This is a genomic window from Acidobacteriota bacterium (genome assembly GCA_016712445.1).
Classification (GTDB): domain Bacteria; phylum Pseudomonadota; class Alphaproteobacteria; order Caulobacterales; family Hyphomonadaceae; genus Hyphomonas.
On the sequence record JADJRB010000001.1, the window covers coordinates 2,093,792 to 2,106,822 of the forward strand.

The 13,031-nt window shown below is 65.8% G+C and carries 13 protein-coding genes; 4 read left to right on the forward strand and 9 right to left on the reverse strand.

Annotated elements, in window-relative coordinates; all coding sequences use genetic code 11:
* Positions 1-12 precede the first annotated feature (12 nt).
* The 4 genes from IPK75_10660 to IPK75_10675 are packed head-to-tail and all read right to left on the reverse strand — an operon-like array spanning position 13 to position 4,122.
* Positions 13-1,350: a cytochrome P450 gene (locus IPK75_10660; GenBank protein ID MBK8198824.1), complete on the reverse strand. Its 1,338-nt coding sequence runs from the start codon at positions 1,348-1,350 to the stop codon at positions 13-15.
* Positions 1,351-1,368: 18 nt separating this feature from the next.
* Positions 1,369-2,313: an rRNA pseudouridine synthase gene (locus IPK75_10665; protein ID MBK8198825.1), complete on the reverse strand. Its 945-nt coding sequence runs from the start codon at positions 2,311-2,313 to the stop codon at positions 1,369-1,371.
* 22 nt (positions 2,314-2,335) lie between these two features.
* Positions 2,336-2,737 (reverse strand): hypothetical protein, encoded by a 402-nt coding sequence (locus IPK75_10670; protein ID MBK8198826.1) that lies wholly within the window; start codon positions 2,735-2,737, stop codon positions 2,336-2,338.
* 59 nt (positions 2,738-2,796) lie between these two features.
* Entirely contained in the window at positions 2,797-4,122 is a 1,326-nt protein-coding gene (locus IPK75_10675) for an O-antigen ligase family protein (GenBank protein MBK8198827.1), read from the reverse strand.
* Positions 4,123-4,357: 235 nt separating this feature from the next.
* On the opposite strand from IPK75_10675, the gene IPK75_10680 reads away from it, so the two are divergent.
* The 4 genes from IPK75_10680 (at position 4,358) to IPK75_10695 (ending at position 7,562) form a co-directional block, all read left to right on the forward strand.
* Positions 4,358-5,305 carry a flagellar biosynthesis protein FlhF-like protein gene (locus IPK75_10680; GenBank protein ID MBK8198828.1) on the forward strand — a complete coding sequence of 316 codons (948 nt, stop codon included), beginning with the start codon at positions 4,358-4,360 and terminating at the stop codon, positions 5,303-5,305.
* A gap of 4 nt (positions 5,306-5,309) precedes the next feature.
* On the forward strand, positions 5,310-6,149 hold the full coding sequence (locus tag IPK75_10685; protein MBK8198829.1) for an AAA family ATPase: 840 nt from the start codon (positions 5,310-5,312) through the stop codon (positions 6,147-6,149).
* Positions 6,150-6,282: 133 nt separating this feature from the next.
* Complete coding sequence (locus IPK75_10690; protein ID MBK8198830.1) at positions 6,283-6,996, forward strand: response regulator transcription factor; 714 nt, start codon at positions 6,283-6,285, stop codon at positions 6,994-6,996.
* Positions 6,997-7,175: 179 nt separating this feature from the next.
* Positions 7,176-7,562 carry a hypothetical protein gene (locus IPK75_10695; GenBank protein MBK8198831.1) on the forward strand — a complete coding sequence of 129 codons (387 nt, stop codon included), beginning with the start codon at positions 7,176-7,178 and terminating at the stop codon, positions 7,560-7,562.
* Positions 7,563-7,754: 192 nt separating this feature from the next.
* Here the strand turns inward: IPK75_10695 and rnhA are convergent, their stop codons facing one another.
* Genes rnhA through IPK75_10720 form a run of 5 tightly spaced genes read right to left on the reverse strand, consistent with a single transcriptional unit; the run spans position 7,755 to position 12,827 of the window.
* Complete coding sequence (rnhA, locus tag IPK75_10700; protein ID MBK8198832.1) at positions 7,755-8,201, reverse strand: ribonuclease HI; 447 nt, start codon at positions 8,199-8,201, stop codon at positions 7,755-7,757.
* Positions 8,202-8,238: 37 nt separating this feature from the next.
* Positions 8,239-8,799 carry a hypothetical protein gene (locus IPK75_10705; protein ID MBK8198833.1) on the reverse strand — a complete coding sequence of 187 codons (561 nt, stop codon included), beginning with the start codon at positions 8,797-8,799 and terminating at the stop codon, positions 8,239-8,241.
* Positions 8,796-9,782, reverse strand: a complete 987-nt coding sequence (gene thrB, locus IPK75_10710; protein ID MBK8198834.1) for a homoserine kinase — start codon at positions 9,780-9,782, stop codon at positions 8,796-8,798. The genes IPK75_10705 and thrB overlap by 4 nt, the downstream gene beginning before the upstream one ends.
* Before the next feature lie 11 nt (positions 9,783-9,793).
* Positions 9,794-11,293 (reverse strand): MFS transporter, encoded by a 1,500-nt coding sequence (locus IPK75_10715; protein MBK8198835.1) that lies wholly within the window; start codon positions 11,291-11,293, stop codon positions 9,794-9,796.
* Between the two features lie 37 nt (positions 11,294-11,330).
* A complete protein-coding gene (locus tag IPK75_10720; protein ID MBK8198836.1) occupies positions 11,331-12,827 on the reverse strand; it encodes an MFS transporter in 1,497 nt (498 codons plus the stop codon).
* Between the last annotated feature and the right edge of the window lie 204 nt (positions 12,828-13,031).

Consider the following 13,031-nt stretch of genomic DNA (forward strand, 5'->3'; position numbering starts at 1 on the left):
GATCTCCTGAGATTAGAATTTATACCGTACCGGGATGGATTTCGGACCGCCGACAAAGTTGGCCTTGATGAAACTCGGCTCGCCCGCAAGCTCGATCGACTTCACGCGGCTGAACAATTCTTCGTAGATCGCCTGCATTTCGAGGCGCGCCAGGTGCATGCCGAGGCACATATGCCCGCCATGCCCGAACGAGATCAGCTTGTTGGGGCTGCGGTCCACCTTGAACCGGAACGGTTCGTCGAACACTTCCTCGTCGCGGTTGCCGGAGGGATAGCACAGCAGCAGGCTCTCGCCCTTCAGCACCTTCTTGCCGCGCAGCGTGTAGTCGTCCTGCGCCGTGCGCATGAAATGCTTCACCGGCGTCGTCCAGCGGATCGCCTCGTCCACCGCCGTGCGCGACATTCCCTTGGGGTCCGCCATCATCTTCTTCAGCTGGGCAGGGTCCTGCAGCATCGCCAGCACGCCGCCGCCGGTCGAGGCGCTCGTCGTGTCATGGCCGGCCGCTGCCGTAATGATGTAGTAGCTCATCGCTTCCAGCTGGCCGATCGGCTCGCCGTCGACCATGCCATTGGCGATCACGGTCGAGACATCGTCCTTCGGATTGGCGCGCCGGTCGGCGGTGATCGCCGTGAAATACATGAAGAACTCGGCCAGCGTTGCCTGGATCGAGGCGAGGCCTTTCTCGACATCGCGCTCTTCGGCCAGCGACTTGTCGCGCATCAGGTCTTCGTCCTGCGCGCCGAAAATCTCCTGCGTCAGTTTCAGCATCATCGGTTCGTCCGACTCCGGAACACCGAGGATTTGCATGATCACGCGCAGCGGATAGTAGAGCGCCACATCGCGCTGGAAATCACACTCGCCGCCAAGGTCTTCCATCCGGTCGACATACTGCTTGGCAATCGTCTTGATCGCGTCTTCGCGCTTCTTCACGTTCTGCGGCATGAACCATTCCTGGGTCAGGTGGCGCAGCTTGTAGTGCAGCGGGTCGTCCAGCTGCACGAGCGTCTTCAACAGGTGAGGTTGGCCGAACTTGGCGTACACGCCCTTTTCCGCCTCGTGATAGGACAGCATCTCGCGTTCGCCGTTGGTGAACAACGCGTTCTGGCGCGACACTTCCATGATGTCAGCATGCTTGGTCACGGCCCAGAAGGGACGGAAGGCTTCCGGCTCGCACCAGGCCAGCGGATCTTCCTTGCGCAACCGCGCAAAGGTCGTGTCCAGCAGTTTCTGGTCGGCATACACGGCCGGCGTGACGATCAGGTCGCACGTCTGCGCCGCCGCCTCGCTCATGGTGCGCGCCGGATCGAACTTCGTCTCGGGCGGCGTAGCGAGGGCGACAGTGTCGGCCATTGTGTTTCCTCCGGAATGTCAGGTGCGTCGCGGATTTTTCCGCCTGGGTTTCAATGTATCCGGACGCGGCCCCCTGCCAAGGCGTGACTTAGCGGCAGGCGCCTTGGCGGGCGGCGCCGCATCGCGCGGGGCGCCAAGGCTCGCCAGCGCTTCGGCCAGCAGGGCCGGTGGAATCTCCTCCACCTGTCCGGGTTTCAACACGTCGAGCAAGAACGGGCCATAGCTCACCCGAATCAGCCGGTTGACGGTCAGGCCCACCGCTTCCAGCGCCCGGCGCACTTCGCGTTTCTTGCCTTCCGACAAAGTCACCGTCAGCCAGGAATTGGCACCCATCTCGCGGTCGAACACGGCCTTGATCGGCGCATAGCGCACGCCGTCGACCGTCATGCCGCTCGCCAGTTCTGCAATCTTCTGATCGGTCACCGTGCCCTTGGCGCGGGCGCGGTAGGTGCGCTCCAGCCCAGACTTCGGCAGTTCCAGGAACCGCGCCAGCTCGCCATCATTGGTCAGCAGCAGCAGACCCTCGGTCGTCAGGTCGAGCCGCCCGACCGTCACGACGCGGGGCAGGGACTTGGGCAACTCGTCGAAGATCGTGCGCCGCCCAGCCGGGTCGTCGGTCGTGGTGATCAGGCCAGACGGCTTGTGATACCGCCACAGCCTCGTGCCATCAGGCGCTTCAACTGTCCGGCGGCCCACCTTGATGGTCTCGCGTCCGGTCACCTTGAACGCTGCCGAGGTCAGCGTCTTGCCGTTCACGCTCACTTCGCCGGCCTCGATCAGCCGCTCGACTTCGCGGCGCGAGGCGATGCCAGCGCGGGCAAGGTACTTGGCAATCCGCTCGCCGCCCTCGTTCCATTCTTCATCGGTCTTGGGGGCAGGCGGCGCAGCCGGTTTCCGGTTTGCAGTGGGGCGCGCACCGGAAGGCTTCCGGTTTGGGCGGCCCGTCTCGCGACGCTCCGTCATGATCTTGTCTTTCGGTTGGTGTTCAGCCCGTGAACTGGAGGATTGGCGCCGCAATGGCAAGCGCCAGCAGGATTTCGCTGCCCATCCAGATCAGCACGATCCGCGCGCCGCTGCCCTTGTCGCGGTCCAGCACCAGTGAAAAGGCCCGCCCCATCGCCGCGCCCAGCCAGCCCGCCGCCAGCGGCAGGACAGCAAACACGGCGACCGTTTCCGGCGCCTGAAGCACCAGCAGGAAGGTCATCAGGTGCGCCATCAGGAACAGGCCGCCATACGTCGCCCGGAACTCGGAATAGCCACCCGGCCGCTCCGGATCGGCCTTCAGCCGCACGAAACGCGCGGCCCAGTCGGGCGAGAACAGCGCGCCGAGCCCCAGCAGTGCGCCGAAGCCGAGCCCGAGCAGGGAGAGGATTTCACCGTAATGCATGCGCGCCGGCCTTTCTGGACACTGGCCGCAAAGATAGGCCGGGCGGTCTTGTCGACCAGTTAAGCTGTGCGGGCCCGGGCCAGTTTCGGCCGCGGCGCAGGGGCAGGCGGCGCGGCCACGCTCGCCTTCGCCTGCAGGGCGGCGGCCGCATAGAAGCCGAACAGGGCGCAGCTTAACGCATTCGGCTGCCAAAAGATCGCGCTCTCGGAGAGGGAAAACAGCAGCAGCTGCACCAGTCCCAGTCCGGCAAACGGCGCCGCCCCGCCCAGCACCGCCAGCATGCTTTTCAGGAGCGGCCAGCCCACCGCGACCGCCAGCAGCGCCATCCCCGGAATCCCCAGCGCGAGCCCGGTTTCCAGCCAGGTGTTGTGGGCGCTCGGCACGGCCCATTCCAGCCGCGAAGTGATCGCATAAGATGGTCCGTACGGGTCCGCCCAGAACGCGCCGAAGCCGTACCCCGTCCAGGGAGCGGCCTTGATCTGCGCCAGCGCCAGTTCCCAGATGTCGGTCCGCCCTGTCAGGGTCAGGTCCTTGCCGATCAGGCCTGCGGCCGTATCCGGCGCCAGCAGGATGAAGGCGCCGGCTGCCACCGCCCCCACCGTCGCCATGTAGAACACGCCCAGCGCGGTCACCGCCGAACGCCGCCCGATCAGGTAGAGCCCGTACAGCGCGCCCGGCACGATCAGCGCCAGCAGCGCCGTGCGCGAGGCTGATCCCAGTACCAGCAGGACCGTCACCGCCAGCCCTGCGAGCCAGATCCCCCGCCGCGCCCGGTCGAGGCCGCACAGCGCCAGCATCACCAGCGCGGCGCGGGCCATGTCGCCGCCCAGCGCGTTTTTTTCGACCGTCACGCCCTTCCACGCGCCCGGATGCAGGTCATGGTCGACGCCGGCCCCCGGCAGGGCAAAAATCACGAGCAAATTCAAGGCGGCCCCGGTCAGGATCGCGGCCCCCACGAGGCGCAGGGTGCCGAGCCGGTCTTCCCTCAGCGCGAGGAACACGCCGAACAGCACGGTGAACCCCACCGCCACCGCACGCCGCGCGGTCACTTCCGGCGCAACGGACCAGGCCACGCTCGCCGCCGTCAGCGCCAGCAGCGCAAACACCGGCCAGGCCGCCACCGCCGCGCGGGCCAGCGCGCCGATCCGCGCCGCCAGCACCACCAGGATGCCCAGATAGAGCGGATACCAGGCGGCCCGCGCCAGCGGATTTCCCGCGCCCGCAAGGTCTTCCGGCTCGCCGTTGCCGGTGATCGCAAATTTAATGATTTCCAGCAGCATCAGCACGCCGGCGAACACCACCGCCTGGTCAAACAGGCGGGCGATCCCCCGAACCTGCGGCCGGGGCGCACTTTGCAGCGGAATGGGCAGGGTGCGGACGGTCATGCTTCCCGTGTCGATGGTCTGCCCACTGATCGCCGGGGGAGGTGAATAGCCGGTAAACCCTAACTTCGCTTGGCAAAAAATTAACTATTTCGCGGCTTCTCTGGAGCCTGAGTTCCGCGGTCCTTGGGAGAATCACTGTCCCGGCCGCCCAGCGTTGCGAGGAAGCCGCCCTATGCGCATGAAGATGTTCGCCGCAGAGTCGATGGAAGCTGCCAAGGCGATGATCTTCGCGGAGATGGGCTCTGATGCCGTGATTCTTTCCGAACGCGAAGTCGAGGGCGGGGTCGAAGTCCGCGCCGCCATCGACCGGATGGGCGCCGCCGCCGTCGGCAACGAACCGGTGTTCCTGCGCGATGCCCGCGCCGGCGGCCATGGCCGCGGCGTCGACAATCCGATGTTCGCCCGGGTCCGCGACGCGCTGCTCTGGCACGGCGCGCCGCAGCGCTTCGCCGACCGCGTGGCGCAGGAAGGCGCCGGCCGCAATCCCGGCCAGTTCCAGTCGCCCGAAGAGGCGATGGCCGAAGGCCTCGGCCGGATGATCACCTGCGATCCGATCCCGGCCCGCCTCGACCGCGACATCCTCCTCGTCGGCCCGCCCGGCCACGGCCGCACTGCTACTGCCGCCAAGCTGACGCGCCGCGCCTCGGTCGCCCGCGCCGAGATCGTGCCGCTCGCCGCCGACCTCGACGGCTCCGGCGCCGGTGCCCAGCTGGCCGCCTACCTCGAACTCGAGCGCGAGCAGATCCGCGTCGCCGAAACGCCGGACGACCTCTTCGCCACCCTGCGCGCCCTGCGCAGCGAGAACCGCCGCTGCGTCATCGACCTGCCGGCGATCAACCCGTTCGAAGGCGACGACCTCGCCAGCCTGTCGGATCTCGTCGCAGCGATCCGCGCCGAACCCATCCTCGTCCTGTCGGCCGAAGGCCATCCGGACGATCTCGCCGAAGCCGCCCGCGCCTTCCAGCGCGCCGGTGTTCGCCGCGCCATTCTCACCAAACTCGATGTGGTCCGCCGCCGCGGCGGCGCCATCTCGGCCCTGACGTCAGCGGGCATCGCCTTCTCGCACCTCGCCATCACGCCGTTCATCGGCGGCGGCCTGGTGCCGGCGGCGCCGTCGCGGCTGTCCGCACTCCTCATCGAGGAAGCGCGCGGCGACGTCATCGCCCTCAGAGGAGCTGCCTGATCCCATGAGCTTCACCATGCGCCGATCGCAGGACCGTCCCACCGTCCGCCCGCCGCCGCGGGTCACGCCCGCCTCCATCATTGCCGTCGCCAGCGGCAAGGGCGGCGTCGGCAAGACCTTCATGTCCATCACGCTCGCCTCCGCGCTGGCGAAAGCCGGCCGCCGCGTGCTGCTGGTTGATGGCGACCTCGGCCTCGCCAACGTCGATGTCCAGCTCGGCATCGCGCCGGAAACTGACCTCGCAGCCGTCGTCGCCGGCTGGGTCGAACTCGACGACGCTGTCACCCCCGTCGATGGCGGGGCAGGTGGCGGCGGCTTTGATGTGCTGCCGGGCCGCTCGGGCTCCGGCGCGCTCGCCGAACTGCCCACCGAGGAAGTCGCGCGTCTCGCTGCAGGCCTCTCCGCGCTCGCCCTCCAGTACGACCACCTCGTGCTCGACCTCGGCGCCGGCATCGAGGCCAACTGCATGCGCCTCGCCCGCGCCGCCGACAAATCCCTCGTCGTGATCACCGACGACCCTGCCTCGATGACCGACGCCTATGCCTTCATCAAGGTGCTGCGCGGTTACGCCCCGAACGTCGAACCCATCATCGCCATCAACCAGGCCGACACGCGCGCCGCAGGTCAACGCACCTACGAAGCCATCGCCCGCGCCTGCACCACCTTCCTCGGCTTCCGCCCGCGCCATGCCGGCACCGTAATGCGGGATCCGAAGGTGCGCGATGCCATCCGTTGTCAGAAGACATTGATTTCCACAGATCCCCAGGCCCAACCTGTCCAGGATGTGATGGCAATCGCCCAAATGCTCATCGGCGAGGGGCAGCAGCCCTCGTTGGGAAATTGATCCGTACTGGGAAATATGAAGATTTCGTCTGTGGACTGAGGCCTCATTAACTTGTTGAAAAGAATGCGGCGTTAAGATTCACAAAGGTTAACAATCGGGCTAAACCAGCCTCAAGTGATTCGGGAGACGAGCGATGCGCGTCCTATTGATTGAAGATGACCGGGCCCTTGCGCGCTCCATCGAGCTGATGCTGAAAGCCGCGGGCTTCAACGTCTATATGACGGACCTCGGCGAAGACGGCGTCGACCTCGGCAAGGTCTACGAGTACGACATGATCCTCCTCGATCTGTCGCTGCCGGACATCTCGGGCTTTGAAGTCCTGAAACAGCTGCGCATGAGCCGCGTCAACACGCCGGTCATGATCCTCTCGGGCAACCCGGACATCGAAGCGAAGGTGAAAACCCTCGGCTACGGCGCCGACGATTACCTCACCAAGCCGTTCAACAAGGACGAGCTGATCGCCCGCATCACCGCCATCGTGCGCCGCTCGAAAGGCCATGCCGAGAGCGTCATCCGCACCGGCGAAATCCTGGTCAACCTGGATGCCAAGACGGTCGAAGTCGAAGGCGACCGCGTGCACCTGACCGGCAAGGAATACGCGATGTTCGAGCTGCTCTCGCTGCGCAAGGGCACCACGCTCACCAAGGAAATGTTCCTCAACCACCTCTATGGCGGCATGGACGAACCGGAACTCAAGATCATCGACGTGTTCATCTGTAAACTCCGCAAGAAGCTGCAGCAGGCGACCGGCGGCAACCACTATATCGAGACCGTCTGGGGCCGGGGATACGTCCTTCGCGACCCGCGTCCGGGCTCGAAGTCTGCCGAAATCGACGAAGCCGCCTGAGGCGCTTTGTGCCCGGAAGTAAAAACACCCCGGCCCTGCGCCGGGGTGTTTGCATTTCAGGCCTCTATGCAACGCATTTCAGGCCAAACGCACCCTGAAAATCCTGCTGCGTCAGCGCGTTGCAAAATAGTTGCCCCGAACTTGTCCGCCTCCGCCTGCGCCGGGGGTAAACTGCATGAATGTACGCCATCACCCGCCTCCGCCAGCACCCGCACTTCGCGCCCTTCTTCGCGCATGTGCACCCGCTGTGCTGGCTGATCCTCTGGTGGGAGCTCAATCGTCTGCTCCGATGGTTCAACGCACACGGAATTGGCAACGCGCTCTATTCGGTCAACGAATGGGGCTTCGTCGACATCCACTGTGTCGTCGCCAAGCCAGACCCGAACGCCTACAAACCCGCCCAGCGAACCTTCCGTCCCCTGACGGACCCCTCCTGGGAGTCTGCCGTTCCAGCCTGTCTGCAAACCGAGGCAACGCCCGACGTCATCCTCCCATACATAGCGGGTAAGTTGTCACCGCGGGTGACGGAGGGAGCCGGAGCCCTCACCCTCCTCGACACCTCCTAGACGCCGCTCATCCCGACGAAAGCCGGGACCCAGTGCATCAATCTGCACCCTCTCCGCAGATGCCTGCGAAGGCAGGCATCCAGACTTCGCCTCCGCCGCAAGAACTGGACCCCTGCCTGCGCAGGGGTCTGCGGAGAGCTCACATCAAGAACCAGAAACCGGCCGGCTCATCCCCGCGTCCGGCCGCACGCGCTACTTCTTCGCGCGCGCTTCCGCCGTGCCTCGCCGGGCCAGCTCGTCGGCCCGCTCGTTGCCTTCGTCGCCGTCATGACCGCGGACCCATTTCCAGGTGATCTCATGGCGCGCGCAGGCCTCTTCCATCGCCATCCACAGATCCTGGTTTTTCACGGGCTTCTTGTCGGCGGTCTTCCAGCCATTGCGCTTCCAGCCCTTGATCCATTTGGTCAGGCCGTCCTTCACATAGGTGGAATCGACATGCAGCGTGACCTTCGAAGGCCGCTTCAGCGCGTTCAGCGCTTCGATCACCGCCATCATTTCCATGCGGTTGTTGGTGGTCGCCGGATCGCCGCCGAACAGTTCCTTCTCGTGGCCGTTCCAGCGGATCAGCGCGCCCCAGCCGCCGGGGCCCGGGTTGCCGCTGCACGCGCCGTCTGTCCACATCTCGATCGTGTCGGTCATGCCCGCGAGGTGGCCCGCTTCGCCCGGAGCGTCAAGTTCAGAACACGCTGAGGTCGACGTCCTGCAGCTGCCGCGCCGGCGCGACGATCAGGTGAACGAGATAGCCGCACAGCGTGCCGGCGGCGGCGCCTACGCTGCCTCCAGCGACTAGCGCACCGGTGGCCGACGCCCAGCCGCCGAACCAGCCGAACACGAACGTCGTGCCGCCGACGAGGATGGCGCCCCAGATCGCCCCCCAGCGCAGGTAGGGGAGCCGCGCCGTGATGCCCCGGTGCGGAAACCGCCCGATTGACAGGCCGAGCGCCAGCGCGGCGGCCGGCACCGTGATGAAGAACAGGAAGAAGTTCAGCGCCGCCAGCTGCAACGCCATCTGCATACCGCCCAGCACCCCGCTCTGGCCGACCGCGAGGCCGCCGAAGCCGAGGATGCCGAAAGCAAGGCTCATCAGTCCAAGGAGTATGTAGCCCAGCAAGGTCACGCTCAGGCAGGCCGCGAAGGACGCCACCAGCAGGGCCAGCCGGATCCGCTTCACGCGCTTCGGACGGGGCGAGGTCGCATAGGCGGGAAGCGCTGTGCTGCTTTCCGCCCCGGTCGTCATGCCCCGTATCCCTCTGCGCGGTCCATGCGCAGATGGAAAGCCAGCCGCGCGGCATATTCAAGGGGGTTCTTGGGCCTCACCAAGGCACCCGCCGGGGTTGAGGTCCAGTCGACCAGCCGGGTCAGGAAAAACCGCATCGCCGCCCCAAGGCACAGCGCGGGCAGGGCTGATCGCTCGTCGTCGCCCAGCGGGCGCACCGACTGGTAACCGGCGATCAGCGCCGCGCCTTTGGAGAAATTGTATTCCAGCCGCGAGGCATCGCTCGCATTGCCTTCGTCGAAAGCCCAGGCGTTGAGGCAGACCGCGAGATCATAGGCGAGCGCATCGGTGCAGGCGAAATAGAAGTCGATCGCCCCTGAAAAGCTGTCGCCGAGGAAGAAGGCATTGTCGGGAAACAGGTCCGCATGGATGGTGCCGCGCGGCAGCGTGCTCGAGAAGGCCCGCGCCTTGCGGATCACCGCGAAGGCGTCGTCCACCGTTGCGGCCAGCCCTGCCTGCAACGCCTCGGCGTCTTCGCTGCGCCCCTCCCACAGGCGGCTCCAGGCTTTCGGGCCGAGCGAGTTTTCCCGCACCATCGCGAAGTCGGCGAGCGCCAGGTGCATCTGCGCCAGTCCTTCGCCCAGCGCCCGGCATTGGCGCACGTTCGGACGGCGCGGCGACAGGCCTTCAAGGAAAGTGATGATCACCGCCGGCCGGCCTTCCAGCGTGCGCAGGGCCTCGCCGTCGCGGCCCATCACCGGCTCGGGGCAGGGATAACCCTTCGCCGCGAGATGCTGCTTCAGGCCGATGAAGTAGGGCAGCTCGGCCGCGTTCACCCGCTTCTCGAACAGGGTGAGGATGAAGCGGCCTTTCTCCGTCTCGAGATAGTAGTTCGAGTTCTCCACGCCCTCGGCGATGCCCTTGAAGGAAAGGGCCGCGCCAAGGTCGTAGGCGGAGAGGAACTCCGTCAGCGCCTCATCGGAAACTTGCGTGTAAACCGCCATCGGCGGCGGACTTACGCAGTTTTTGACAGCATGTCACGCTGCAGCGTCTTGCCGGCCAGCAGGTAGTGGATCGCTGCCCAGCCATACAGCGTGCAGAAGGTCACGATGGTCCACTGCAAGGCTTTGGCATTGGCCGTGGTGCAGGCTGCTACCTGTTCGGCGGTCAGGTCGGCGACCGCCTTGCAGGCTTCGATCGAGAGGCCGAGATCCGCGCCGCTCAGCATGTTCGCCTTGATGACCGAGGAAAGGATTCCGGCCAGCGTCGGGCCAAGGCCGATGCCGATCAGGTTGACCGCGAACAGCGTGATCGCGACGGCTGTCGCCCGTGTCCGGCTGTCGACCACGCCGGCGGAGACGGCATACATCGGGCCGAGGTAGAAATAGTGCAGCGTCGCCGCCAGCATCAGCGGCGGGATCATCCCGGCGACCGTCGGGCTGAGATATCCCATCCAGTAGAGCGGGACGGAAACGCCCATGCCGAGGGCCGGCATCCAGGAGAGGGCCGTCGGGTAGCGCTTCGACATCTTGTCGGCGAGGAAGCCGGACAGGAAGACGCCTAGCGCCGCCATCAGGCCGAGCACCAGCGAGAAGATGAGCGCCGCTTCGGTCAGCGTCAGGTTGTGGGTGCGCAGCAGGAACGAGGTCGAGAAGGCCGCGATGCCATACCCCGCGAATGAGGCAATCGCGGCGCCTGCAACCACGTGCACATAGGTCGGTTTTTTCATCAAGCCCTGAAGCGCGGTCAGGAAGCCGTCAGGCGTTGCCTTGCGGGCGGCGTCCGGCGGATCGGAATAGCCGCGCGGCGGCTCCTTGACCGTCAGTCCAATGATGATCGCAAAGATCACGCCGGGCAGGCCGACGGCGACGAACGCGATGCGCCAGCCTTCGACATTCTCCCAGGCGATCAGGTTCTGCGCCCAGGTCCAGCCCCACGAGCCCAGCACGGCGTGGACGTTGTGGCCGGTGATGTAGTCGTTGATAGGCCCGGCGGAGAGGCCCGCCAGCATGCCGCCGAGCGGCACGCCCAGCGCGTAGATCGAGGCGGCCGTGGCGCGGCTGGTCGGCTTGAAATAATCGGCGATCACGGACTGCGCCGGCGGCGTGCAGCCGGCTTCGCCGACGCCCACCATCAGGCGGAAGATGAAGAGGGTGATGAAGCTCGTCGCGAAACCGCAGAGCACCGTCATCAGGCTCCACAGCGTGAGCGAGACGACGATGATCAGCATCCGGCTGCGCCGTTCGGCGACGCGGGCAATCGGAATGCCGAGCGTCGTATAGAAGATCGCGAAGGCGAGCCCGCCCAGCACACCCATGTGCCAGTCTTCGAGCTTGAGGGACAATTTCATCGGCTCCGTCAGGATCGCGAAGATCGAGCGGTCGATGAAGTTGAAGATGTAAACAACGAGCAGCGAAGAGAGCACATAGCCGCGGTAAAGCGGTGTGCCGAATCCGGTCTTGTAACCGGGTTCGGCTTCGGCGGTTGTCTGGCTAGGGGTGGCGGCGTCGGTCATTCGGGTCTCCACGACAGTCAGGCAAAGGCGGATGGGATCAGGTGGCGGGGCTCCAGCGATCTTTCTGGTAGGTTCGGGCAGCAAGGAAATAGAAGGCGGCGGCGATGACGAAGAACATCACGGTCGCCACCATCGACTGGCGCAGCCCCTCGGCATAGGCCGAGCAGAGCGCGGGGCCGGTCTCGCCGAGTTCGGCCATCCGGCCTGCGCACCAGCCGGGATTGAAGTTGGCGAACGCTTCTTCGAGGCCCGCCTTCTTCACGATGCCGCCCATGAAGGCGCTGCTCATCATGCCGGTGAACAGCGGGCCGATGCCGTTGCCGATCAGGCTGATGATCAGCAGCATCACCGACACGGTGGTGGCGCGCGACCGCGGGCTGACGATCGAGGTCGACACGGTGTACTGCGCGCCGAGGTAAGCATAATGGGCGATCGCCGCGATGATCCACATCCAGAAGGCAAAGCCGAGGGTCGGGCTGCGGAAGGCGAGGACGTAAGCCGGAATGGCGATCAGCAGGCCAACGCCCGGCAGCCAGGCGGCCACTGAGGGAAAGCGCGTCGACAGCTTCTCGGACAGGAACCCGCCGAGGAAGGTGCCGAAGGCGGCAACCGCTGCCAGCGGGGCGCCGTAGTTGATGGCGGCCTCGTGGACGCTGACGCCGTGCACACGCATCAGGAACGGCGCCTGGAAACTGATCAGGCCATAGCCGACGAAGGCCACGAAGGCGGCGCCGAGCGAAAGGGTCCAGAAGGTCGGCTTGGTGCCGAATTCCCGGAACGCCTCGAAGAAGCCGGCCTTCTCGACCGGCGCGGTGCCCTTGGGATCGGAGAAGCCGCGCGGCGGCTCGCGGGCGGTGAGCCAGAGGATGATCGCCACGAGGATGCCGGGGGCGCCGATCAGCACGAAGGCGAGGCGCCAGCCTTCGACGGTTTCCCACTGGATGCCGCTGAACAGGCCGCCGAGGCCGATGGACGAGAGCCAGGCACCCATGTCGGGCCCCTTGATGCTGGCAATCGTGCCGCCGAACAGCTGGGCGAGGACGCCGCCGAGCGTGACACCCATCGAGTAGATGCCGATGGCATTGGCGCGGCTCTTGGGCGGGTAATAATCGGTGATGATCGAGTTGGCAGGCGGGGTGCAGCCGGCTTCACCGATTGCAACGCCGACGCGGAACAGCAGCAGCCAGATGAAGCTGGCGGCGAGACCGCACAGCACGGTCATCAACGACCAGACAATGACGCAGAGCGCGATGATGAAGACGCGGTTGCCGCGGTCGGCCCACATCGCGATCGGGATTCCCATCAGCGCATAGAACAGCGCGAAGGGCGGGCCGGTCAGCAGGCCCCATTGGCCATCGGTCAGGTTGAACGTGTTGATGATCGGCTGCGCGACGACCGTGATGACCGTGCGGTCAATGAAGTTCAGTGTGTAGATGAGCGTCAGGGCGATCAGGACATAGGAACGGTACCCCTTGGTGCCGAAACCCGTGATGTGTCCGTTCGCGCTGTCAGCCGTAGCCGCAGTGGCCGTCATTGTCCGTCGCCTCCCAGGGGATAAACGCGCTTCTGCCGGCGCGCCTTGATCTTTGCGGGACGGTAACGTGACCGCTGCGCCCTGCAAGTCTTATCGTCAGGTCAGGTTGGCGCGGGCCGGTTTTCTTCCCCGGCGGGAGTTGTAACCGCCCGCTTGTATGCTTAACTCGCCGTCGCACGCCCGGAACAGGAGAGCCTGCATCAT

Excerpts from the sequence above, each read along its gene's own strand:
- thrB (MBK8198834.1), bottom strand. The coding sequence starts at position 9,782 with ATGGCGGTTTACACGCAAGTTTCCGATGAGGCGCTGACGGAGTTCCTC.
- IPK75_10665 (MBK8198825.1), bottom strand. The coding sequence starts at position 2,313 with ATGACGGAGCGTCGCGAGACGGGCCGCCCAAACCGGAAGCCTTCCGGT.
- rnhA (MBK8198832.1), bottom strand. The coding sequence starts at position 8,201 with ATGACCGACACGATCGAGATGTGGACAGACGGCGCGTGCAGCGGCAAC.
- IPK75_10680 (MBK8198828.1), top strand. The coding sequence starts at position 4,358 with ATGGGCTCTGATGCCGTGATTCTTTCCGAACGCGAAGTCGAGGGCGGG.
- IPK75_10675 (MBK8198827.1), bottom strand. The coding sequence starts at position 4,122 with ATGACCGTCCGCACCCTGCCCATTCCGCTGCAAAGTGCGCCCCGGCCG.
- IPK75_10660 (MBK8198824.1), bottom strand. The coding sequence starts at position 1,350 with ATGGCCGACACTGTCGCCCTCGCTACGCCGCCCGAGACGAAGTTCGAT.
- IPK75_10720 (MBK8198836.1), bottom strand. The coding sequence starts at position 12,827 with ATGACGGCCACTGCGGCTACGGCTGACAGCGCGAACGGACACATCACG.
- IPK75_10670 (MBK8198826.1), bottom strand. The coding sequence starts at position 2,737 with ATGCATTACGGTGAAATCCTCTCCCTGCTCGGGCTCGGCTTCGGCGCA.
- IPK75_10705 (MBK8198833.1), bottom strand. The coding sequence starts at position 8,799 with ATGACGACCGGGGCGGAAAGCAGCACAGCGCTTCCCGCCTATGCGACC.
- IPK75_10715 (MBK8198835.1), bottom strand. The coding sequence starts at position 11,293 with ATGACCGACGCCGCCACCCCTAGCCAGACAACCGCCGAAGCCGAACCC.
- IPK75_10695 (MBK8198831.1), top strand. The coding sequence starts at position 7,176 with ATGTACGCCATCACCCGCCTCCGCCAGCACCCGCACTTCGCGCCCTTC.
- IPK75_10690 (MBK8198830.1), top strand. The coding sequence starts at position 6,283 with ATGCGCGTCCTATTGATTGAAGATGACCGGGCCCTTGCGCGCTCCATC.
- IPK75_10685 (MBK8198829.1), top strand. The coding sequence starts at position 5,310 with ATGAGCTTCACCATGCGCCGATCGCAGGACCGTCCCACCGTCCGCCCG.